Here is a 20,540-nt window from a genome sequence, read left to right as displayed (position 1 = left end):
TATGTTGTTGTCGGCATTAATAATGGGCTTGGTAGGCAGTCTACATTGTGTAGGCATGTGCGGACCAATTGCATTTATGTTGCCGGTGGATAGAGAAAATGAGTATAAAAAATTTTTGCAAATATTCTTATATCATTTTGGTCGATTGTTGGCTTATGGGATAATCGGATTGTTATTTGGCTTATTAGGTAAAGGACTATACGTTTTTGGAATGCAACAAAAGTTGTCAATTGCGATTGGTGTTTTAATGATTGTCATTGTTTTTATTCCTACCAAAACCCTAAATAAATTTAGTTTGTCGAGACCATTTTATAAAGCTATTTCGAACGTGAAAAATAGACTTGGTAAAGAATTGAAAAAAAAATCACCTGATACCTTCTTAACTATTGGTTTCCTAAATGGATTTCTGCCATGTGGATTGGTCTATATGGCTTTATTTGGTGCTGTGGCAATGGGTAATGCCGCTGAAGGTAGTCTTTATATGATTTTGTTCGGAATGGGCACCATTCCGCTAATGACTACTGCTATTTACTTTAGTAGTTTATTAAAAGGAACGTTAAGAATGAAGGTGCAAAAATTAATCCCAGTCTTTGTTGTGCTTATAGGTGCCTTATTTATTATTAGAGGCTTAGGAATGGGTATTCCGTATATCTCTCCAAAACCAGTAATTGAAATTGCTTCTGATAGTATGGCTTGCCCTAGTGATGTAACGCTATCTGCAGAATGAAACCGCTTTCTAATGATATCGTTCTTAGACCAAGGTTTCAATTAGAAATACCCAAGACCAAAGAAGTTGCTTTACATTCTTTCGAAAATATTGAGAATTGCCCACTGAACGTAAAACGATTAGATGAACATATTTTCATCAAATTTAAACCGGAACAAAATAATTTTTGGTCGCCTCAACTACATTTAGAAATTGATGAGATTAGTAAGACTAGTTGTAAAATCTATGGCGTATTCGGACCTAATCCGGTGTTATGGACCTTTTTTATGTTTCTTCATTTTAGCGTAGCGTGCTTGTTCATAATTCTGGCCATTTGGGCGTATTCAAGTGCTGCTTTGCAAAAGCCTTTTACATTACAATTAATACTTATGGGGGTTATGGTTGTATTGTGGTTTACACTTTATTTATTTGGTAGAGCAGGTAAGCACAATGGTAAGCCACAGATGCACGAATTGTATGATTTTATGAATAAAACCTTGTCTTAAACTCATTCTTATATTTTGTAAAAAGTCTTTGTTTTACAAATGAATAATTTATCACATTCGTAATAATTTTCGTTAATTTTGTCGGCAAATTAACCTTCTATGAAAGTTCGTGAGAAATTTATAATTATTTCTTTAATTGTAGTTGTTGCAATTGGTGCTATTTCGTTAGTCTGGATGCCTATTTTGTGGCTCTTCGTATTGGTTGGGCCCCTAGTAATCATGGGGATTTTCGACATTGTACAAAAAAGCCATACGATACGTAGAAACTTCCCATTACTTGGACGATTTAGATATTTATTGGAATCGATTCGACCGGAAATAATGCAGTATTTCGTGGAAACTGATACTGAAGGAAGGCCATTAAACCGTATTCTAAGATCATTAATATATAGAAGAGCAAAAGGTGAAAATGATACGGAACCTTTTGGTACTCAGAAAGACCTTTATCATTCTGGTTATGAATGGATGGAGCATTCAATGTATGCTAAACAAAACCCTAAGGAAATTGGAGATTTTCCACGCCTTTTAATTGGTGGAAAAGATTGTAAGCAGCCGTATTCTTCTAGTTTATTAAATATCTCCGCAATGAGTTTTGGTTCGTTAAGTAACAATGCAATTATGTCATTGAACAAAGGAGCTAAAATGGGAAATTTTGCACATAATACAGGTGAAGGAGGTATTAGTGATCACCACTTAAAATACGGTGGAGATTTAATATGGCAAATAGGAACTGGTTATTTTGGCTGTAGAAATGATGACGGTACTTTTAACGAAGCAACTTTTGCCCAGAATGCTCTTAGACCAGAAGTTAAAATGATTGAGATAAAACTCTCTCAGGGAGCTAAGCCAGGTCATGGAGGTATATTGCCAGCTATAAAAAATACTGAGGAGATAGCAAAAATAAGACACGTACAACCTGGAATTGCTGTGCATTCACCACCATCACATTCAGCTTTTTCCGATCCAATACAGTTTATGTATTTTATTAAAAAATTGCGTGATTTATCCAAAGGGAAACCTATAGGTTTTAAGCTTTGTCTTGGTAGAAAACAAGAGTTTATGGATTTCTGTGAAGCTATGATTTTTACGGGAATTACTCCAGATTTCATAACTGTAGATGGTGGAGAAGGAGGTACGGGAGCAGCACCTATTGAATTTTCTAACACTATGGGAATGCCCTTAAGAGAGGGACTTATCTTCGTTCATGATACTTTAGTTGGCTTTGGATTACGTTCGGATATAAAGGTTATTGTAGCAGGAAGAATTATTACTGGTTTTCATATGGCACGTGCTTTGGCACTTGGTGCTGATGGTTGCAATAGCGCTAGGGCTATGATGTTATCAATAGGTTGTATACAAGCATTACAATGTAATACCAATACTTGTCCTGTTGGTGTAGCTACGCAAAATAAATCATTAGTAAAAGGTCTAGTGGTTGAAGATAAAGCTCCACGAGCCAAGAACTTTCAAGCAGCAACCATTCATAGTTTTCTAGAATTAGTTGCTGCTGCAGGCCTTGACTCGCCGAGCGAACTAAGACGTGAACATATTAGCAAGCGCGTTGGTATGTACATTGTAAAAACATACGATGAAATTTACCCTTATATGGAAGAAAATTCGCTTTTAAAAATAGAGACTATTCCTGAAAGCTATAAAAAGTTCTTCCAATTAACACGAATTATGAAATAGCTAATTTGTTTGTTTTATGCCTATATCTTAAAAGTAACCACAGGAATAGGAGAGTGGTTAGCAACATCTTCACCAATACTACCCATAAAGAAATGCGAAAGACCGGTTCTACCATGTGTTGGTATTGCTATAATGTCTGCAGCGATACTTTTACTATAGTTTAAAATGCCATTTTCAACCGTATAATCATTGTATACTTTAACCTCGTCAGATGAATTAGCAGTAGCTAAAAAGGTATTTATACGTTTATAAATATCTTCAGTACTCATAAAATTATCACCAGGAGTATTTATGTACACTAATTTCATTTCTGCAGATAATAACTTTGCAAACTGTTGCGCTTTTTTAAACGCGCCTAACTTTTCTACATTAAAATTACTAGCAAATACAAACCGGTCTACTTTAAAATTATCAAAAGATTCTTTAATTACTAATACTGGAATATCAGCATTACGCACAACACGTTCTGTATTAGATCCTACAAAAAACTCTTCTAAACCATCAGTCCCATGTGAACCCATAACAATTAGGCCAGCATCAGAGTCCTTGGCAATAGTATTAATCTCACTAAATACTTTGTAATGTTTAATGATTGGAGTAACCTTAATACCCTTCAGATATTCCTTATTTAGGAATTTAGAAAAACGTTTCTCCGCAAGTTTAATTAGAAAAACCGTCTGTTCTGGGTGAAATCCTTCAGAAGAAGAAATCATATTATAATTCAATTCTAGCATATGTACTGCTAAAATTTCAGAATCATGTTTTTTAGCTAATTGAGCTGCTACTTTTAATGCATTTTCAGATTGCTCAGAAAAGTCAAGTGGTACGATTATTTTTTTCATGATATTTCTTTATAAGATTAGTCTAAATTATAAAATTCTAATTGTATGTAGTATGATAAAAATCATATTACAATAACTAAAATTCTTACATTTTATTACAACCTACTACCTTATAAACTTTACCGTTACTTTTAGCAAAAATGTACATTTCACCAGCATTATCTTGACCGAATCGTATTTCAACTCTCTGATTATTAACTACATCAGTCATTTTGGTGACTTTTCCGTCAATTTCTATTCCTAATCTATATGCTGGTGCAAGATTACCGTCTACAATATCATCAGTGTTTGAATAAAAGAAAGTTCCTCGTGGTATATCTCCAAAAATGTATTTTCCTTTTAATTCCGGAATTTTATCACCATAATAAATGTAGCCTCCACATACTGCGTTACCCTCATCGTGATCATACTGTATAACTGGATTGATATATTTAGTAGTGTCATTTTCTGGTAGTGGGTACACTAATTCTGTATTTGCATTTACATCATACAAAAAAGTACCTTCTCTATTTGGCCATCCGTAGTCTGCTCCTTTTTTAATCAAATTGACTTCTTCTACACTATGCTGCCCAATATTTGATACTAACATTTGACTAGGGTTATTTTTATTCCATGCAAACCGATGTGGATTTCTAAATCCTCGTGCCCATATTTCCCCTACCTTCTGTGGATTATTAACAAACGGATTGTCTTTAGGAATACCATATTTTCCATTTTTACTGTTGGTGCCAAGTGGATCAATTCTAATAATGCTAGACCAGATATTAGCATCGTTATCACAATATTCTGGGTGGCCACCTAATGCTAGAGAGCCATCGCCAATACCTAAATAAAACAAACCGTAATCGGCATCACCTTTTTTCGCAAAGGGATTAAAGGTTAATTCTTGAACTCCATGGGCGGTTGCGTACATCTCTATTCTTAAGACTTCTCGTTTAGTGCCAGAGAATATTTTAGCTTTAGAATCATTAGCTTTCCATTCCGTAATAACCCATTGCAATCTGGTTTTTATGCCATCGGGCATTGGAAAATCGGCTGGTGCTGTATCTGCAGGCACGGTGTGTGTTGTATAGATAAGTCCGTTTGTTTCAAATTCAGGATGAAATGCGTAACTACCTAAACCATTTGCCCAACCAGGGCTATGGAAAAAATCTGGCTCTGTAGATAGATCCATATAAACCTGAACTGTATCATTTTCGATTTCATATAATTTTCCACGTAAATCAGATATAAACAAACGTTCTTCAGATGAAGTTTTTAATGATGCGAATTTGTTAATACGAGCTAAAGGAGTTTTATCATCACTCGCAGGTATTGTTAACCATTCTTCTAAAACTAAATTTAAGTTAGAAGTTTCAATTTTTTCCGGCACCGGATTCACTAATCCGCCTGGTCTATTGCTTTTATTTTTCTTTTCTGCTTCTGAAAAATGATGAATAAAACCCAATAAATTTTCGAGATCATCACCTTTTATATCAGGAAAGGCAGGCATATATAACTTGTATGTTTCAAACTTAGCAACAGCTCGTTCGTCACCGCTTTCAATTACTTCTTGCGGGTTATTAATAAATGCTTTTAACCATTCTTTATCTACTTCTGATGTAATTCCACTTAAATTAGGTCCGATTTCAGACATTTCAAAATTGTGACAACTAGCACATTTATTATTGAAAATTTCCATTCCACTTGCCCATACCATTTCACCTCTGGCATATTCGTTTTCTTTCTCAGACATTTTTTGATTACTCTTCTCTTTAACACTGTCTTTACAACTGGATAAAAAGATTAAAAAAACGGCAAATATGGTACTTGCAAACAGGTTTTTATTTGAAATCATTGTATTTAAATTACTTGAGGAAGATTCTAATTTTCATTATCAATGTTGGAGTGCCCTAAATTTCAACAAATAAATTGTAAAACACTATTAAGACTGTTGGTTATTTACGAGAATAACAATTTTAGAATAAAATTTTACAGAAATATACTTGAAATTATATCTTCATTTATGTTTGATGAGTAAGTGCAAATTTGATGTATTTGATTTCTAAAAACTTTTGGAAACTATTTTATAACCTAAGTTTAAATTTTCCTTTACAAACGTATCCGAATTTATTTCAAACTTTGATAATAACAATATATGATGTCATGGAAAAGGTTGTAGCATATTTTTCAAGCATAATAGATTACTATATTATTTTTCAATTACGGAGTTCCTTAGCTTCATCAAAATTGAGAAAAATCCCCAAACACAATCGTAAGAATTTTATATGAAAAAAAGACCAGTTGATATTGTTGTCATATCTGATGTTCACTTAGGAACTTATGGTTGTCATGCTAAAGAACTTTTGAAATACATGAAATCAATAAAGCCTAAACAAGTAATACTGAATGGTGATATAATTGATATTTGGCAATTTAGTAAACGCTATTGGCCTAAGGCGCATATGAAGGTTGTTAAGCTTTTAATGGAATGGATTTCTAAAGGAGTCCAGATACATTATATTACTGGAAATCATGATGAAATGTTACGAAAGTTCGTCGATTTTAAAATGGGTTCGTTTAGTATTTCCAATAAACTTTTACTGGATATACATGGAAAAAAAGCATGGTTTTTTCATGGTGATGTTTTTGATGTAACCATGCAACATTCCAAATGGATTGCAAAACTTGGAGCCATGGGTTATGACTCGCTGATACTTTTAAATCGAGCTATTAATTATGGATATAAGAAAATCGGGAAGGGACCAGTTTCCATGTCCAAAAAAGTTAAAAATGGAGTAAAATCTGCTGTCAAATTTATTAATGATTTTGAAAATGTCGCTGCCGATATTGCTATTGATAATGAATTTGATTTCGTAATCTGTGGACATATTCATCAACCGGAAATAAAACAAATAGAAACTAATAAAGGAAGTGTAATTTATTTGAACTCAGGTGATTGGATTGAGAATTTAACAGCCCTAGAATACAATGAAGGTAAATGGAAACTATACCATTATGAAGAAGATATCGAAACCAAATCGAAGGATATTGAAATTACTGATCCGGTAGAAGTATTAGAGCAAAGTCAACTTTTTAAAAGTTTAATTGACGAATTTGAAAAGATGTCGGTTTACAGAGCACCTAAATAATATACACATTTATGAAAGTACTTTATGCAATACAAGGCACCGGAAATGGACATTTAAGTAGGGCAAGAGATATAATACCGATTCTACAGCATAAAAAAATTGAATTAGATGTGTTAGTTAGTGGAACTCAAGCAGATGTTAGGCTGCCACATCCCATAAAATATAATTTAAAGGGGTGGAGTTTTATATTTGGTAAGAAAGGGGGAGTAGATATGTGGCGTACCTATTTAAAAACTAATTCTAATAGACTACAAAAAGAGATAAAAGCCGTTCCAGTTGAAAAGTATGATTTAGTAATTAATGATTTTGAACCTGTTTCCGCATGGGCCTGTAAACTCAAACATATTAATTGTATTAGCTTAAGTCATCAGGCAGCAGTTATCGCTCCAAAAGCTCCTAAACCAAAAAAGAACGATTTAATAGGAAAAACAATTCTTAAGAATTATGCGCCTACGAGTATACAATATGGTTTGCATTTTAAAGAATATGATGACAACATGTATACGCCAATTATACGACAGGAAGTTCGAAATATAGCGCAAAGCAGTAATAACCATTATACGGTTTACCTGCCTTCTTATAGTGATGCTAAGATTCTAAATATGCTACTGAACATTAAGAATGTAGATTGGCATGTATTTTCTAAGCATACCACCACTAAATATTATTGGCACAACATAGCTGTACGGCCTATAGATAATTATGCTTTTATAAAAAGTATGGCCAATAGTACGGGTGTATTATGTGGTGCTGGTTTCGAAACTCCGGCAGAAGCATTACACATGCGTAAAAAGTTGATGGTGATTCCCATGAAAGGACAATATGAACAACAATGTAATGCTGCAGCACTAAAAGAAATGGGAGTGCCAGTGATTAAAAGTTTGAAATTAAAACACTTTGATAAACTAAAAAGCTGGGTTGATGGGGCTTCAAAAATAGAAGTTGATTATCCTGATATTACCGTAAATATTATTGATCGCGTTTTAGAGGAGGCTATTGTAGGTTCAAGAATTTAATTGATGTCAAAAAATAGCAAGCCTCAAACATTCAACCTAAATACAGCTGATTTTGGTAAAGATTTTGTCTGGGGAGTTTCTACTGCAGCTTACCAAATAGAAGGAGCGCATAATCTTCATGGAAAAGGTGAATCTATTTGGGATCGTTTCGTACTAAAAAAAGGAAATATTTACAATAATCACCATGGGCAAAATGCTTGTGAATTTTACGCTGATTATGAAAAGGATATTCTCCTGATGAAAGCTATGAATATTGAAAATTTCAGATTTTCAATATCATGGACTAGATTGTTGCCAAATGGAGTTGGTAATGTAAACAAGGAGGGAATAAGTTTCTATAACAGGGTAATTGACTTTTGCATTGAATGCGGAATTACACCATGGGTTACCTTATACCATTGGGATTTACCACAGGTATTAGAAGATAAAGGGGGATGGACAAATAGAGAAATACTAATTTGGTTTGAAGAATATGTAAAATTATGTGCTACTAGTTTTGGCGATCGAGTAAAACACTGGATGGTCTTAAATGAACCTATGGTTTTTACTGGTGCCGGTTATTTTCTAGGGGTTCATGCCCCGGGAAGAAAAGGGTTGAATAATTTCTTACCTGCAATTCATCATGCTACAATGTGCCAAGGAATAGGAGGTAGGACTCTTCGCTCTGAAGTTTCAAATGCAATCATAGGCACAACTTTTTCTTGTTCCCAAATAACACCTTTTTCAAATAAGAAAGCTGATTTACAGGCTGCCCAAAAAGCGGACACTTTATTAAATCGACTTTTTATTGAACCCCTATTAGGGCTGGGTTATCCTTCAGAAAATGTGAAGGTTCTTAGGCGTATTGAAAAGTATATACAACCAGATGATAGTAATAAAATGGTTTTTGACTTCGATTTTATTGGGATACAGAATTATACTCGTGAGGTAGTTAAACATAGTTATACGGTACCATATCTACAAGCCAAAATTATAAAGGCATCCAAAAGAAAAGTAGCAACAACCTTAATGAATTGGGAAGTTTATCCGCCTAGCATCTACGAAATGATTAAAAAATTCAATAGCTATGAAGGAATTAAAAAATTAATTATAACAGAAAACGGAGCAGCCTTTGAAGATATACGATCGAAGAATAAAGTAAACGATTTAAAAAGGCTTTCTTATCTACAGAATTATTTAAAGGAAGTAAAGCGTGCGCAAGAAAATGGTTTAAAAGTTTCCGGCTATTTCGTATGGACGTTTACTGATAATTTTGAATGGGCTGAAGGTTATAACCCTAGATTTGGATTGGTTTATATCGATTTTGAAACTCAAAAGAGAATTATTAAAACCTCAGGGAAATGGTTTGGTAATTTTATATCTAATAACAATTAAAATTTAATTTATTTACTCTTTGTAAACTTTTTCAATAGTCTCTTTTACCTTTGCAGTAAAAGCGTCAATAACTGCTGTGGCATCTCCTTTTTCTAATGTTTCAATTGGCACATATCCTCTATAACCTGAATTTTTAATTATTTTGTATATACGTTCTAAATCCGCTTTCTCTTCTTTTCCATTCATGTAAATCATTTCTTTTACCTGCCAGTTTACGGCATACTTTACGGTTTGTTCTATTTGAGCATAGCTATCACCTTCCCAATAGCTGCCGGTATCTAATATTAATCCAAACCAAGGGGAATCTACTTTTTTAATAATATCAATTACTTGATCAGCATTGGCTATAAAATCGTGATGATTCTGAAGGGCTACTACAACACCATGTACTTTCCCAAAAGCTACGCATTCTTTTATATCTTCAACCAACCAATCGGTTACTTCTTCTCTACTGTAATTAGAAACATCACTTACCCCAGCGAAAATCCGAATAACTGGAGCACCTATTTTTTCAGCTGCAACAATCCAATCCTTTACTAATTGAACACTTTCATTTCGTTTTATTGGATCAGGGTTGGTAAAATCATTACGGACTCCAGTACCACTAATAGCCAACCCCAGTAAAAAAGCCTTTTTCTTAACTTCATAAAGAAATTCATCTGAAGGTACTTCTGGGTAGGTTGGAAAATAATAAGCAGTGAGATCAACCGCATCAATTTCTCTCGACGCGCAATACTCAAACAAATCATTAATATCCATTGTTTTTTCAACTACCAACAAAGAGTTGAAAGAGAATGCATTTAGACTTGTTTTTATATGGGAAGGTAAATTTGTTTTTTCTTGGGCATTAATATTACAGGCGAAATTAATTGTAATGCAAATTGTAAAAAGTGATAAATAACTTTTCATGTTGGTTTTCTTTTAGTTGGTTGTAGCCAATTAAGTTACTAATTTTTAGAATAGCTTTAATAGTGTTTTCCTAATTGTAAATAGCTAGTATTTTTATATAAAATGCTTTGTAGAAAGGTTACAATTAATACTTTTGTCAACAATATAAATGTTGAAAACACATTAGTATTTAAAATGGCATTGTGGCTGAATGGCTAGGCGAGACTCCGCAAGAGTTTTTATAATGGTTCGAATCCATTCGATGCCTCTAAAAAAAACTTTTATTTATAAATCCAATCGAGACTTAATCGAGTAATATTTGTTGTTGCTAGTCCGCTACCGCTAGCACCTTTTTTTCTTATCCCAGCACAATAGCCAAGTAGTGCGTGGTCATCTACAAAATCAATAGCTGTATAGCAATACCATCCTTCAGGGTCACTTTCAATATTTTTTATGTTCTGCCAACTTTTACCTTCATCTTTAGATATTGAAATAGTCATAGGTGTTCGTTTGCCTTTTATCGTTTTTTTTGATCCGTCATTATTATTCCAAACCATTAACCAATCTCCATTGGATGGAATTTTCTCAATTGTAGCGGGGGAAAGTGGTGAGGGAATATTAGTGTTTTGAAGGTGACTCCAAGTAACTCCATTATCAATAGAGTACGTATTCATTTGAAAACCATCACTAGCTCTTGCATACATCATAATACGACCATCAATCATTTCAATAAGTCCAGGTTCTTGTACTGTTATGTTAGTACTATCTGGGACTTGAGTACTAGACAACCAAGTGTTACCATTATCATCGGAATAATAACAAAACAAATCACCTTTATTACTCCATTCACTATCAGGAGTGTTATGTCTAGAAACGGGAAGTATTATTCTTCCGTTCTTTAATTGAATTACTCTATCGTTATTTAGTACAAAATATCCTGGTTTGTCCGTAATACATTTAATTGGTTTACTCCATGTTTTTGCTTCGTCGTTAGAGATACGCATCATAGGTGAAGCATCCTCATTCGAATTTTTCTTTATATAAAACATGGCAATATTTCCATTTTGCAATCGTAATAAAGAAACGGACATTATATTCATGCCTCCTTCATTGGCTACAATAATTTTATCTTTAATTGTCCATGTTTTTCCTTCATCATTAGAATATCTTCCTGCTAAAGAAGCAGGAGCATGGTCACTTGCAGAATCACCACTATACCTACTATATATGAATAATATTCGTCCATCTTGTAAGGTGATAAAATCTCCTTCACTGTTTCGTGGGTTATTTTCTGAGGGTTGTAATGTTAAGACTGTTTTTAAATCCTTTTCTCCGATTGTATTTTTAAATTTTGCACTAGAACAAGCGTTAAAAAGGTTTAAAAGTGAAAATAGACCTAGTATAACTAAAACAATTTTTCTAAATGGTTGAGGAATGTTGCTGTTTTTACTAAAGTTCATTTTTAATATTATTCTTTAAGTGTCTTCTGTATTATTTACCTTGATAATTTATACCTAAATCATTAGTTCTAACTGCTGCTAATTTTGCTTTTAATTTTTGCTGCATATTATTTAATACAGTACTAAATTTAGGATTGTTTGCTAAATTATTATACTGTTTTGGATCTAGATCCATATCAAATAATTCCATTCCGGCGCCGGCATCTTCGTCGTATTGAATATAGGCCCACTTTTCTGTTCGTATTAAAAAAGACTTTCCACCCTGACTTACAGAAAAGGCCATATCGCGTGCGGCATGTAATGGATTGTCTAGTGTAGTGCTAATACTTTTCCCTTGTAAATGTTTATTGCTTTTAATTCCTGCTAAATCAATTAAAGTGGGGTAGAGGTCTAATAATTCTGTAAATGAATTACAAACAGCTGGAGATTTCCCGGGCACTTTAATTATCATAGGTACACGTACCGATTCTTCATGCAAACTTACTTTCATCCAAAAGCGATGCTCTCCTAAATGAAAACCATGATCAGAAGTGAAAACAACAATAGTGTTATCTTCTAAACCTTCTTCTTTTAAGGTGTTTAGTATTTTACCAACTTGCGCATCCATATATGAAACCGATGCATAATATGCTGCCACAGCTTTTCTTTCCTGTTCTTCTGACATTTGGCCATTTACACTGGTTACATAATTAATACCTCTAGCAGGAATATCATCCCAATCATTTTCCACCTTTGGGGGTAAAACCATTTGTTGTTGTGGGTAGGAATCAAAGTATTTTTTGGGAGCAACAAATGGGACATGTGGGCGCACTAAACCTACCGCTAAAAAGAAAGGTTCGTTTTTATGCTTGCGAAGTAATTCGGATGTTTTTTGAGCTGTTCTACCATCAGAGTGCTCTAAATCATCGCCGTCTGCTTTTACAATGGTCATTACATTACCTCCTTTTCTGGGTAGGTTTCCATATGGATTGTTCTGTACTAATTCGGCTTCGCCTGCTGCCTGCCATTCAGGTCCCTGACTGTTAAAGCGTTCGGTCCATGAGGCATCATCGTCTTTTCCATTCGAACCCTTTTCAATATCAATGGGAACACCCATATGATAAATTTTGCTTACTCGAGCTGTATAATAGCCATTGTCTTTAAATACCTGCGACATAGATTTTCGAGAAGGGCCTACATTATCTCTTCCGCTTACGTAACCATAAGTTTGCGTGGCATTGGGGTAATATCCAAAAAGTAAAGAAGCACGTGAAGGTCCGCAAACAGGATATTGGGTATAGGTTCGAGTATAACGCGTTCCTTGTGCAGCCAATGCATCTATGTTTGGCGTATGAATTGCCTGATTTTCATATGATGATAGTGCCGTTGCCGTTAAATCATCGGCAATAATAAAAAGTACATTGGGCTTTTTATTCTTTAATCTGAATTGGGAAGCCAATAAATTAAGGTTCAATAAACATGTAGTAATTAAAACTAGCTTTATTTTATTCATACTGAATTTAAGATTGCTTATACATTTGTAATTTCTGAAAATATATGCTAAAACGTAGTGTAATGGCTGTACTATAATGATTTTTTAATATCCTTCAATTCAATTAAAAAATTGTTGTACCATAGTTTGAAGATAAGCTAAATATAGAAAACAAAAAACCCATAACTTTCGTTACGGGTTACCATAAAATCGAAAATTAAGCCTGTATGAGTTTCTTCCATTTCTCTGCCCTCATTACCTCAAGGTTTTCGCTGAACATGCGGTTATGGTCGTAAAAATTAAGCGATTTCACTTCTAAGTTGTCGTTAGTACCATGTAATTGAAGGTCAACTTTTTCTAAGACATTATCGTTCTTATGTTTTGTCTTTATCCTTTTATACACGGTGTTTATTTTACATTCTTCTATGGTTTTTAAATCGAGAAAACACTCTTCAAAAGAATCTTTTTCATAACGTAAGAATAATAATTTTTGCTTTATGGTGTCTATACCTATATAGGCATTACCCCAAAATTCTTTGTCAGTAATTTTTAATTCATATTTATCGGCCAAAGCATTGAATTGTTTACGTAATCTGCTTTTGTTGTTATTACCTACTTTAATTAATATGAGAAACGGCCCGAAGATAGATGCGACAATTAGCACATTTACCAATGTTAGATTTGAATCCATTTTATATGTTTTAATATGATGTGTAATTTTTAAAAATATTCGATTGAAATAATCGAAATAAGCCACCATATATCATCATGTTAAAGTCTTTGACAATAATATGGTCAAGTACACATGACCCTTTTTTTGATTTATCAAAGAAAGGTCTAATGCAATTATGCTATTTCGATTTGATTAAGGAAAGGAAAATTATATTCTAAAAACCTGAAAAAGTAGATGCTTTCTGCAAGAAGAGTAAGCAACTCTTTTTTTTAGAATTGAACTTAAATTACTACTATAAAAATAATCGGCTTTATCTAATGTTTTAAAGTAACCTAAAAAATATGGGCCGAGATTTAAATGGGTGGAACTTTCCTCTTCGGTTCCAACTTTAGATAGTATTAAATTGGATATTTCAACAATACTTGGTAGTAATGTTTTGGAGTGGACTAGTTGTCTTACACTACTAATTTCATTATTTGAATTCTTCCAAATTTCTTGGCTTTCAGTTAAATGAGCAATATTACTTTTGGCGGTCGTATCCGCAAGCATTTGATTGAAACCAATCAAAATGCAAATAACCAAAAGATATTTAAAAGTTGCTTTCATAATTCTGAAGGTCAAAATTATAGCAATAACTTAAAAACCACAAAAGAATGGTATATAAATAATTGTTAAGATAGATAGACTAATTTCTTTTATAGAATTGTACTTTCTCATGACAAAATGGAAAACAAAAAACCCATAACTTTCTTTATGGGATTTTTCTACGGAGAAAGAGGGATTATCTTCGATTTTCTCTTATCATCCTGTCCTGTATATGTAATTTCTAAACTTTTCAGGATTAACATCTTGTAATAAAAAACCCCATTCAAATAAATTTGATGGGGCTTTTATCTTTCAAGCTATAACGAAGTTACACTTAATTGCGGAGAAAGAGGGATTCGAACCCCCGGAGGTGTGACCCTCGCTAGTTTTCAAGACTAGTGCATTCGACCACTCTGCCATTTCTCCAAGTGTCTCATCAGGTATTCCCTGAATGCGGGTGCAAATATAGCAACCTTTTTTAATTTGGTAATAAGTTGTTTCATTTTATTTTTATCGATACCGTATTTTTTTTAAATCGATAATCTTGAAAAGATCCAAATTTTGAACTTAGGCCATTGTTTTCGGGCAATTTAGGCTTCTGCCAAATTCTTTGACAATGTAAAGTAAAAAGTGCTTCCTTGGTCTAATTCAGACTCTACCCAGATTGAACCACCATGTAATTCTACGATTTTAAGACAATGGGCGAGGCCAATGCCAGTGCCTTCGTATGTTTTTTTTGAATGAAGGCGTTTGAAAATGGAGAATATTTTGTCTTGATGCTGTGGCGCTATACCTATTCCATTATCCTTTACAGCAAATTTCCAAAAGTTTAAATCTTCCATTATAAAGACTTCAACTGTTGGCAAAACACCGGGACTTTGAAACTTTACAGCATTATTAATTAAATTTTGAAATAATAGTCGTAGCGAGGTATTATATCCATAAATTTTCGGTAATTTATTGATAATCAATTTAGTATTGGTGTTTTTTAATAACTCTAGTAAATCCCCCTGTACACCTAAGAGCAATTCTTGACAATCTATTAATTCTAATTGCTTATCACTTCCTAACCGACTATAGTCCATTAAATCTTTCACCAAATATTGCATGCGCGATGTGGCTTGTGAAATAAAATGTAAACTGCGATTTCCGGTATCATCAAAATGACCGGCATATTGTGCCTCAAGTAATTGAGAGAAACTACTTATGGTTCTAAGTGGTTCTTGTAAATCGTGAGATGCGATATACACAAACTGTTCTAATTCTTTATTCTTACTTCGAATATCTTCAAAACTATTATTTAATGAATCGGCCATGTTATTAAAATTATCACCAAGTATGCTTAACTCATCGTTACCCTCTAACGAGACTCTATGCAGGTATTCTCCTTCGCTAATTCTTTTTGCACCGTTTTGTAATATTTTAATTGATTTCACAATAGAATGTATTGTTTTGAATGCCACGAGGATACTAATTAGTATGGCCACCGTACTAGAGATTGTAATTATTTTATTAAGATTTAATAATTGTTGGCTTAGTTCTGCTCGTTTTGTTTTACTTTCTAAATTAAAAGCTAATTGTAAAGCAGATACTAAATGGTCTATTTCATTAAATTGAAGGGCTACTTTATCTTTTAGTAATGTTGATGAAACATTTAATCGCTCAATTTTGTCATAATCGTTTTTAGTTTGAAGAATAATAAACATATCCTTTATATTTAAAATAGCATTATCCGAAGTGCTTATAATTTTCATAAAGTCTGAAAGTTCGGGACTATTTTTAGGTAAAGTATTTATTAGGTCAAATGTCATTTTGTTTAAATGTGGTAATTCTACCTCGGTAATTACCTTCATTCGATTTGTTAATTTTTCACTCTTAACCTTTGCAACTTTATTTAGTGCTATTAAGTATAATTCATTATTATAAGATCGATAGCCATTTAATATGTGTAAAGCTGGATCAATTTTTAAATTAATTTCCTGTTGAATAGTTTCAGATTTTTTCGAATATAATGACTTAAGCACCATCACCAACAAGAGCACCGTTATAGTGGTGCCAAAGGCAAATATTAACTTTGTTTTGATAGTGTTCAATGCTCTATTTATTAGTGTTTAACTTGTGCCAATTTACCTTTTGATTTGTATTGGTAAAGTGAAAAGTAAATTCCTTTAGAGGATCTGTTTTCAGAGATTAATAAATTTCCGCAAACGCCTTGGTGGTACTTAACATTGCTAATTTTGTGGCGCAACCAATCGGATAAAGTAGGGTATTGATTTTGGCCAACTTGATAGTTTTTTAATTCATTTAGTACAAGATTCATAGCATCATATGCTTGCATTGCCGGCCACACAGAAGTAGGTTTTTCATCAAACATGTTGTTATATTGCTCTAAAAATTTATTTGCTAAAATAAAATTGCCATCAGAAGGAGTGAAAAAACTACATTCAGTACCAATTATAGCACCTTCAGAATTGTCGTAAAAGGCGGGGTCTAATAAGACCGTTGAACCAAAGAATGGTGCTGTAATTTCTAAATCCCGTGCTTGTTTCATAGCGTAACCTAATTCTTTATATCCAAAGAATACATACGCATCGAAGCCCTCATTTTTTGATTCGGTCAATACTTTTGTGAAATCTTTTTCACCAATATTAACTGGTACTACTTTATATTCTACATTAGCTTCTGCTAGTATTTCAACGGCAGCATTTGTAGCCCGCGTCATATAATCATTAGGGTATTGCAAGAAGAGTACTTTTTTAAGCCCTAATTCAATAATTCGAATGGCAATTATTCCATTTGCTTCTTCTGTTCTTTTAGCAATTCTAAATGTGTTTTCATTTGTCGTAGCAAGTAAATCATCGCTATTCAGTGGGTTTACGGCAATAACTCCGTCTTTTAAAATTTCATTTTGCACAGCCATTGTTCCGTCTGTACTACTAATAAAGAGGACCTTGATGTCGTGCTCCGTTTTTAATTTTTGATATGCTGGAATTGCATTATCAATATTCCATTCATCATCTTCAATAAATAGATTTATCTCGGGTTGATGGTTCAACTTTTTTTCGTTGTATTGATGTATAGCTAATTGCATTGCTTTGGCGGTAGGGATGCCTAAATCCGTAGCTCTGGTAGATAATGGACCAATATAGCCGATATTAATAGCCTCGTTATGTGCAGAATTACAATTGTAGAGTATGGTCACTATTAATAACAAACTAAAGGATTGTAACCAGAGTATTTTGCTCTTCGAATATCCTTTTTTTGAATCATTACCCTTCATCTGCCCCGACTTTAAAAATCAACAATCGTATAATTACTAATCGTCATTTTTTTTTTTCAATTAATTTTTTCTTACATGGTTTTATTTATAACGATAAATATGTAAGAATATTCTTAAATACTAATAATAATAACTGTTTCGTTGGATTATAACATTTTAGCTAAATCTCTGGGGCTTTATTTTATTTGAGCTTATTTTTACAAAATGGAAGAATGGTATCATTATCCACTTTTAATTTTTGTTGGTTTTATCGTCGGTTTTATAAATACAGTAGCTGGTGGTGGATCTTTATTAACTTTACCAGTATTAATTTTTTTAGGCCTGCCTCCAAGTGTTGCAAATGGCACTAATAGAGTAGGCGTGGTTATTCAGAATTTAATGGGTGCTGCAGGTTTCCACAGTAAAGGCGTCTCTACGTATCCATTTAATTTTTATCTTGGTATTTCAGCCTTTTTCGGAGCTATACTAGGGGCTTATATTGCCGTGGACATTGAGGGAGAAACGTTCAATAGAATTTTGGCCATCGTAATGATAATCGTAGTACTAATCATTCTATTTAAACCAAAAATGAAGACTGATGAACTTATAGAGAAAGTAACAGGTAAGCAATTATGGATAGGAATTATTGCTTTCTTTTTCTTTGGAATTTATGGCGGATTTATCAATGCAGGCTTGGGCTTTATAATTATCTTATTTTTACATTATATTAATCAGCTTACCCTTGTTAAAGCAAATGCTACAAAAGTTGTAGTCGTACTTATTTATTCGTTTGCAGCCTTAGTGGTATTTGTATTAAATGATAAAGTTATATGGCTGGTTGGTTTAGTTTTAGCCATTGGTACTGGTTCCGGAGCATGGGTCGCTAGCCGTTATTCAGTACAGAAAGGAGATGGATTTATAAAATCTTTCTTAGTAGTTATGGTTGTAATTATGGCTATTAAATTGTGGTTTTTTAATTAAGGTTTAGCTCATTATACTAAAGTATTAGATACTATTAGTGTTACTTTCTGCTTTAGCGGAAACTCAAAATAAACTATGAAGGACATTATTGAACATATGAATTGGCGATATGCTGTTAAAAAATTCGATTCAAAAAAAATGTTATCGAAAGATAAAATTGAAAAAATTAAGTCAGCTTTTAACCTTACAGCAACGTCTTATGGTTTGCAACCTATTAGTCTTTTAATTATTAAGAATAAAGAATTACAGCAACAGCTTCTACCATTCTCTTATAATCAACCGCAAGTAGAACAGGCTTCTCATGTATTGGTATTTTGCGTTAATACGACCATTGATGCCGATTATATTTCTAAGCATTTTGAACAAATAAAAAAAGTGCGACAGGTAAGTGATGAAATATTAAAACCATTTAAAAATGATTTACTCAATAGCTTTTCTAAGAAAGATATTGAGCAAATAAAGAGCTGGAGTACCAATCAAGCCTATTTGGCCATGGGAAATATTTTAACAGTTTGTGCTGTTGAAAAAATAGATTCATGCCCAATGGAAGGCTTTCAACCGGAGCCGTATGATAAATTGTTGAAACTGAATGAGAAAGGGCTCACTTCTGTTTTAGTAATGCCTATAGGTTATAGAGCCGTCGACGATATATTTGCAGACTTTAAAAAAGTCAGAAAAGATATGCATGAAAGTGTCATCGAAATAGAGTAATTTCCCAAAATTCAAGTAAACAAAATTATTTAGTAAATGCCAGGATTCGAATTTTTTGGAGATGCCGAAAGAAAACAAGTTAATGAAGTCTTAGATACTGGAGTATTAATGCGCTATGGTTTTGATGGCATGCGCAATGGTATTTTCAAGGCAAAAGAATTGGAGATTGCTTTAGCAGAACGATTTAATAGTAAACATGCACAATTGGTAAGTAGTGGAACTGCGGCAATTACCATAGCCTTGGCTAGTGCAGGAGTTGGTGCAGGTGATGAAGTAATTGTTCCAACTTTTACTTTTGTTGCAAGTTTTGAAGCCGTTTTAGCACTAGGAGCTGTGCCAATTTTAGCTGATGTTGATGAGACCCTTACATTAGACCCTCTGGCTGTAGAAAAAGCAGTAACAGAAAAAACAAAAGCCATAATGCCAGTACATATGTGTGGTTCTATGGCAGATTTAAGAGCTTTAAAAGCTATTTGTACCACTCATAATTTAATATTACTAGAAGATGCCTGTCAAGCTATTGGCGGAACTTATGAAGGAATTCCTTTAGGAACTTATGGAGATTTAGGTGCTCTTTCTTTCGATTATGTAAAAACTATTACATGTGGCGAAGGTGGTGCAATTCTAACTAATAATTCTAAGTACATTCAGAATGCAGACCACTATTCGGATCATGGCCATGATCATATCGGAAATGATAGGGGGGCAGAGAAGCATCCATTTTTAGGCTATAATTATCGTATTTCTGAGTTGAATGCAGCAGTTGGTATAGCGCAATTAAATCGACTAGAAGAGTTTTTAGCAATTCAAAAGAAGAATTATACAATCTTAAGAGATGCGTTATCTTCTATTACTGAAATCAAGTTTCGTGAGGTTCCTGAAGGTGGCATTGAAAATTATTCTTTTCTAAGTTTCTTTCTTCCAACAGAAAAATTAGCAGTTCAAACACATAAAGCATTATCTGAAACAGGAGTGGATGGCTGTTTTTATTGGTACGCAAATAATTGGCATTACTATAAAAAATGGGAACACTTGGCTGATAGAAAGTCTTTAGGTAAATTGCCACAAGAAGTTTTAGATGGACTTCAGGATTTCGCAACAACTGATTTCTCAAAATCGGATCAATGGGTTTCTAGAAATATCTCCTGCTTAATTAAATTATCATGGACAGAAGAAGAAGTACATGAAAGAGCTCAAAAAATAGTTAAGTGCATTAAAAATATATTGTAATAAAAATCAACACAATTT

At 33.3% G+C, this 20,540-nt stretch carries 18 protein-coding genes and 2 tRNA genes; 10 read left to right on the top strand and 10 right to left on the bottom strand.

What is annotated here, in order from left to right:
* Position 1 precedes the first annotated feature (1 nt).
* The 3 genes from UH7x_RS18960 (at position 2) to UH7x_RS18950 (ending at position 2,901) form a co-directional block, all read left to right on the top strand.
* Complete coding sequence (locus UH7x_RS18960; protein WP_482361498.1) at positions 2 to 727, top strand: sulfite exporter TauE/SafE family protein; 726 nt, start codon at positions 2 to 4, stop codon at positions 725 to 727.
* Positions 724 to 1,212, top strand: coding sequence for a GTP-binding protein (locus UH7x_RS18955; RefSeq protein WP_482361497.1), 489 nt, complete (start codon positions 724 to 726; stop codon positions 1,210 to 1,212). Before UH7x_RS18960 ends, UH7x_RS18955 begins: the two co-directional genes overlap by 4 nt.
* Positions 1,213 to 1,311: 99 nt before the next feature.
* Entirely contained in the window at positions 1,312 to 2,901 is a 1,590-nt protein-coding gene (locus UH7x_RS18950) for an FMN-binding glutamate synthase family protein (protein ID WP_482361496.1), read from the top strand.
* 20 nt (positions 2,902 to 2,921) lie between these two features.
* Here the strand turns inward: UH7x_RS18950 and UH7x_RS18945 are convergent, their stop codons facing one another.
* Both UH7x_RS18945 and UH7x_RS18940 read right to left on the bottom strand, forming a co-directional pair.
* Positions 2,922 to 3,743, bottom strand: coding sequence for a universal stress protein (locus UH7x_RS18945; protein ID WP_482361495.1), 822 nt, complete (start codon positions 3,741 to 3,743; stop codon positions 2,922 to 2,924).
* An 85-nt stretch (positions 3,744 to 3,828) separates the two neighbouring features.
* Positions 3,829 to 5,580, bottom strand: coding sequence for a PQQ-dependent sugar dehydrogenase (locus UH7x_RS18940; RefSeq protein WP_482361494.1), 1,752 nt, complete (start codon positions 5,578 to 5,580; stop codon positions 3,829 to 3,831).
* Positions 5,581 to 6,010: 430 nt separating this feature from the next.
* Here UH7x_RS18940 and UH7x_RS18935 point away from each other — a divergent pair, with 430 nt between their 5' ends.
* The 3 genes from UH7x_RS18935 to UH7x_RS18925 are packed head-to-tail and all read left to right on the top strand — an operon-like array spanning position 6,011 to position 9,264.
* Complete coding sequence (locus tag UH7x_RS18935; protein ID WP_482361493.1) at positions 6,011 to 6,874, top strand: UDP-2,3-diacylglucosamine diphosphatase; 864 nt, start codon at positions 6,011 to 6,013, stop codon at positions 6,872 to 6,874.
* An 11-nt stretch (positions 6,875 to 6,885) separates the two neighbouring features.
* Positions 6,886 to 7,890, top strand: a complete 1,005-nt coding sequence (locus tag UH7x_RS18930) for a glycosyltransferase family protein (protein ID WP_482361492.1) — start codon at positions 6,886 to 6,888, stop codon at positions 7,888 to 7,890.
* A gap of 3 nt (positions 7,891 to 7,893) precedes the next feature.
* Complete coding sequence (locus UH7x_RS18925; protein ID WP_482361491.1) at positions 7,894 to 9,264, top strand: GH1 family beta-glucosidase; 1,371 nt, start codon at positions 7,894 to 7,896, stop codon at positions 9,262 to 9,264.
* A gap of 12 nt (positions 9,265 to 9,276) precedes the next feature.
* Here the strand turns inward: UH7x_RS18925 and UH7x_RS18920 are convergent, their stop codons facing one another.
* Complete coding sequence (locus UH7x_RS18920) at positions 9,277 to 10,173, bottom strand: sugar phosphate isomerase/epimerase family protein (protein WP_482361490.1); 897 nt, start codon at positions 10,171 to 10,173, stop codon at positions 9,277 to 9,279.
* A gap of 176 nt (positions 10,174 to 10,349) precedes the next feature.
* Here UH7x_RS18920 and UH7x_RS18915 point away from each other — a divergent pair.
* Positions 10,350 to 10,420 (top strand) — tRNA-Cys (locus UH7x_RS18915).
* A gap of 13 nt (positions 10,421 to 10,433) precedes the next feature.
* On the opposite strand, the gene UH7x_RS18910 is transcribed toward UH7x_RS18915, so the two are convergent.
* The 7 genes from UH7x_RS18910 to UH7x_RS18880 form a co-directional block, all read right to left on the bottom strand.
* Positions 10,434 to 11,612, bottom strand: a complete 1,179-nt coding sequence (locus UH7x_RS18910) for a sialidase family protein (protein ID WP_482361489.1) — start codon at positions 11,610 to 11,612, stop codon at positions 10,434 to 10,436.
* A gap of 31 nt (positions 11,613 to 11,643) precedes the next feature.
* Positions 11,644 to 13,104: a sulfatase gene (locus UH7x_RS18905; protein WP_482361488.1), complete on the bottom strand. Its 1,461-nt coding sequence runs from the start codon at positions 13,102 to 13,104 to the stop codon at positions 11,644 to 11,646.
* A 196-nt stretch (positions 13,105 to 13,300) separates the two neighbouring features.
* The gene (locus UH7x_RS18900) at positions 13,301 to 13,774 is read right to left on the bottom strand and encodes a hypothetical protein (RefSeq protein WP_482361487.1); all 474 of its coding nucleotides are present in this window, start codon (positions 13,772 to 13,774) and stop codon (positions 13,301 to 13,303) included.
* Positions 13,775 to 13,963: 189 nt separating this feature from the next.
* On the bottom strand, positions 13,964 to 14,362 hold the full coding sequence (locus tag UH7x_RS18895) for a hypothetical protein (RefSeq protein WP_482361486.1): 399 nt from the start codon (positions 14,360 to 14,362) through the stop codon (positions 13,964 to 13,966).
* A 320-nt stretch (positions 14,363 to 14,682) separates the two neighbouring features.
* Positions 14,683 to 14,767, bottom strand: a tRNA-Ser gene (locus tag UH7x_RS18890).
* 164 nt (positions 14,768 to 14,931) lie between these two features.
* The gene (locus UH7x_RS18885) at positions 14,932 to 16,434 is read right to left on the bottom strand and encodes an ATP-binding protein (protein ID WP_482361485.1); all 1,503 of its coding nucleotides are present in this window, start codon (positions 16,432 to 16,434) and stop codon (positions 14,932 to 14,934) included.
* Positions 16,435 to 16,445: 11 nt separating this feature from the next.
* A complete protein-coding gene (locus tag UH7x_RS18880; RefSeq protein WP_482361484.1) occupies positions 16,446 to 17,543 on the bottom strand; it encodes an ABC transporter substrate-binding protein in 1,098 nt (365 codons plus the stop codon).
* A gap of 282 nt (positions 17,544 to 17,825) precedes the next feature.
* Between UH7x_RS18880 and UH7x_RS18875 the strand changes: the two genes are divergently transcribed.
* From UH7x_RS18875 to UH7x_RS18865, 3 genes are all read left to right on the top strand, one after another.
* Positions 17,826 to 18,581, top strand: coding sequence for a sulfite exporter TauE/SafE family protein (locus tag UH7x_RS18875; RefSeq protein WP_482361483.1), 756 nt, complete (start codon positions 17,826 to 17,828; stop codon positions 18,579 to 18,581).
* A gap of 75 nt (positions 18,582 to 18,656) precedes the next feature.
* Positions 18,657 to 19,292, top strand: a complete 636-nt coding sequence (locus tag UH7x_RS18870; protein ID WP_482361482.1) for an NAD(P)H-dependent oxidoreductase — start codon at positions 18,657 to 18,659, stop codon at positions 19,290 to 19,292.
* A gap of 36 nt (positions 19,293 to 19,328) precedes the next feature.
* Entirely contained in the window at positions 19,329 to 20,522 is a 1,194-nt protein-coding gene (locus tag UH7x_RS18865) for a DegT/DnrJ/EryC1/StrS family aminotransferase (protein ID WP_482361481.1), read from the top strand.
* The last annotated feature ends 18 nt before the right edge of the window (positions 20,523 to 20,540 follow it).

This window comes from Aurantibacter sp. UH7 (assembly GCF_056839165.1).
The sequence above is the reverse complement of the archived record's forward strand: the minus strand, read 5'-3'. Positions and strand labels throughout refer to the sequence as shown.

Coding starts and splice junctions, on each gene's coding strand:
- UH7x_RS18960 (WP_482361498.1), top strand. CDS start 2: ATGTTGTTGTCGGCATTAATAATGGGCTTGGTAGGCAGTCTACATTGT.
- UH7x_RS18955 (WP_482361497.1), top strand. CDS start 724: ATGAAACCGCTTTCTAATGATATCGTTCTTAGACCAAGGTTTCAATTA.
- UH7x_RS18950 (WP_482361496.1), top strand. CDS start 1,312: ATGAAAGTTCGTGAGAAATTTATAATTATTTCTTTAATTGTAGTTGTT.
- UH7x_RS18945 (WP_482361495.1), bottom strand. CDS start 3,743: ATGAAAAAAATAATCGTACCACTTGACTTTTCTGAGCAATCTGAAAAT.
- UH7x_RS18940 (WP_482361494.1), bottom strand. CDS start 5,580: ATGATTTCAAATAAAAACCTGTTTGCAAGTACCATATTTGCCGTTTTT.
- UH7x_RS18935 (WP_482361493.1), top strand. CDS start 6,011: ATGAAAAAAAGACCAGTTGATATTGTTGTCATATCTGATGTTCACTTA.
- UH7x_RS18930 (WP_482361492.1), top strand. CDS start 6,886: ATGAAAGTACTTTATGCAATACAAGGCACCGGAAATGGACATTTAAGT.
- UH7x_RS18925 (WP_482361491.1), top strand. CDS start 7,894: ATGTCAAAAAATAGCAAGCCTCAAACATTCAACCTAAATACAGCTGAT.
- UH7x_RS18920 (WP_482361490.1), bottom strand. CDS start 10,173: ATGAAAAGTTATTTATCACTTTTTACAATTTGCATTACAATTAATTTC.
- UH7x_RS18910 (WP_482361489.1), bottom strand. CDS start 11,612: ATGAACTTTAGTAAAAACAGCAACATTCCTCAACCATTTAGAAAAATT.
- UH7x_RS18905 (WP_482361488.1), bottom strand. CDS start 13,104: ATGAATAAAATAAAGCTAGTTTTAATTACTACATGTTTATTGAACCTT.
- UH7x_RS18900 (WP_482361487.1), bottom strand. CDS start 13,774: ATGGATTCAAATCTAACATTGGTAAATGTGCTAATTGTCGCATCTATC.
- UH7x_RS18895 (WP_482361486.1), bottom strand. CDS start 14,362: ATGAAAGCAACTTTTAAATATCTTTTGGTTATTTGCATTTTGATTGGT.
- UH7x_RS18875 (WP_482361483.1), top strand. CDS start 17,826: ATGGAAGAATGGTATCATTATCCACTTTTAATTTTTGTTGGTTTTATC.
- UH7x_RS18870 (WP_482361482.1), top strand. CDS start 18,657: ATGAAGGACATTATTGAACATATGAATTGGCGATATGCTGTTAAAAAA.
- UH7x_RS18865 (WP_482361481.1), top strand. CDS start 19,329: ATGCCAGGATTCGAATTTTTTGGAGATGCCGAAAGAAAACAAGTTAAT.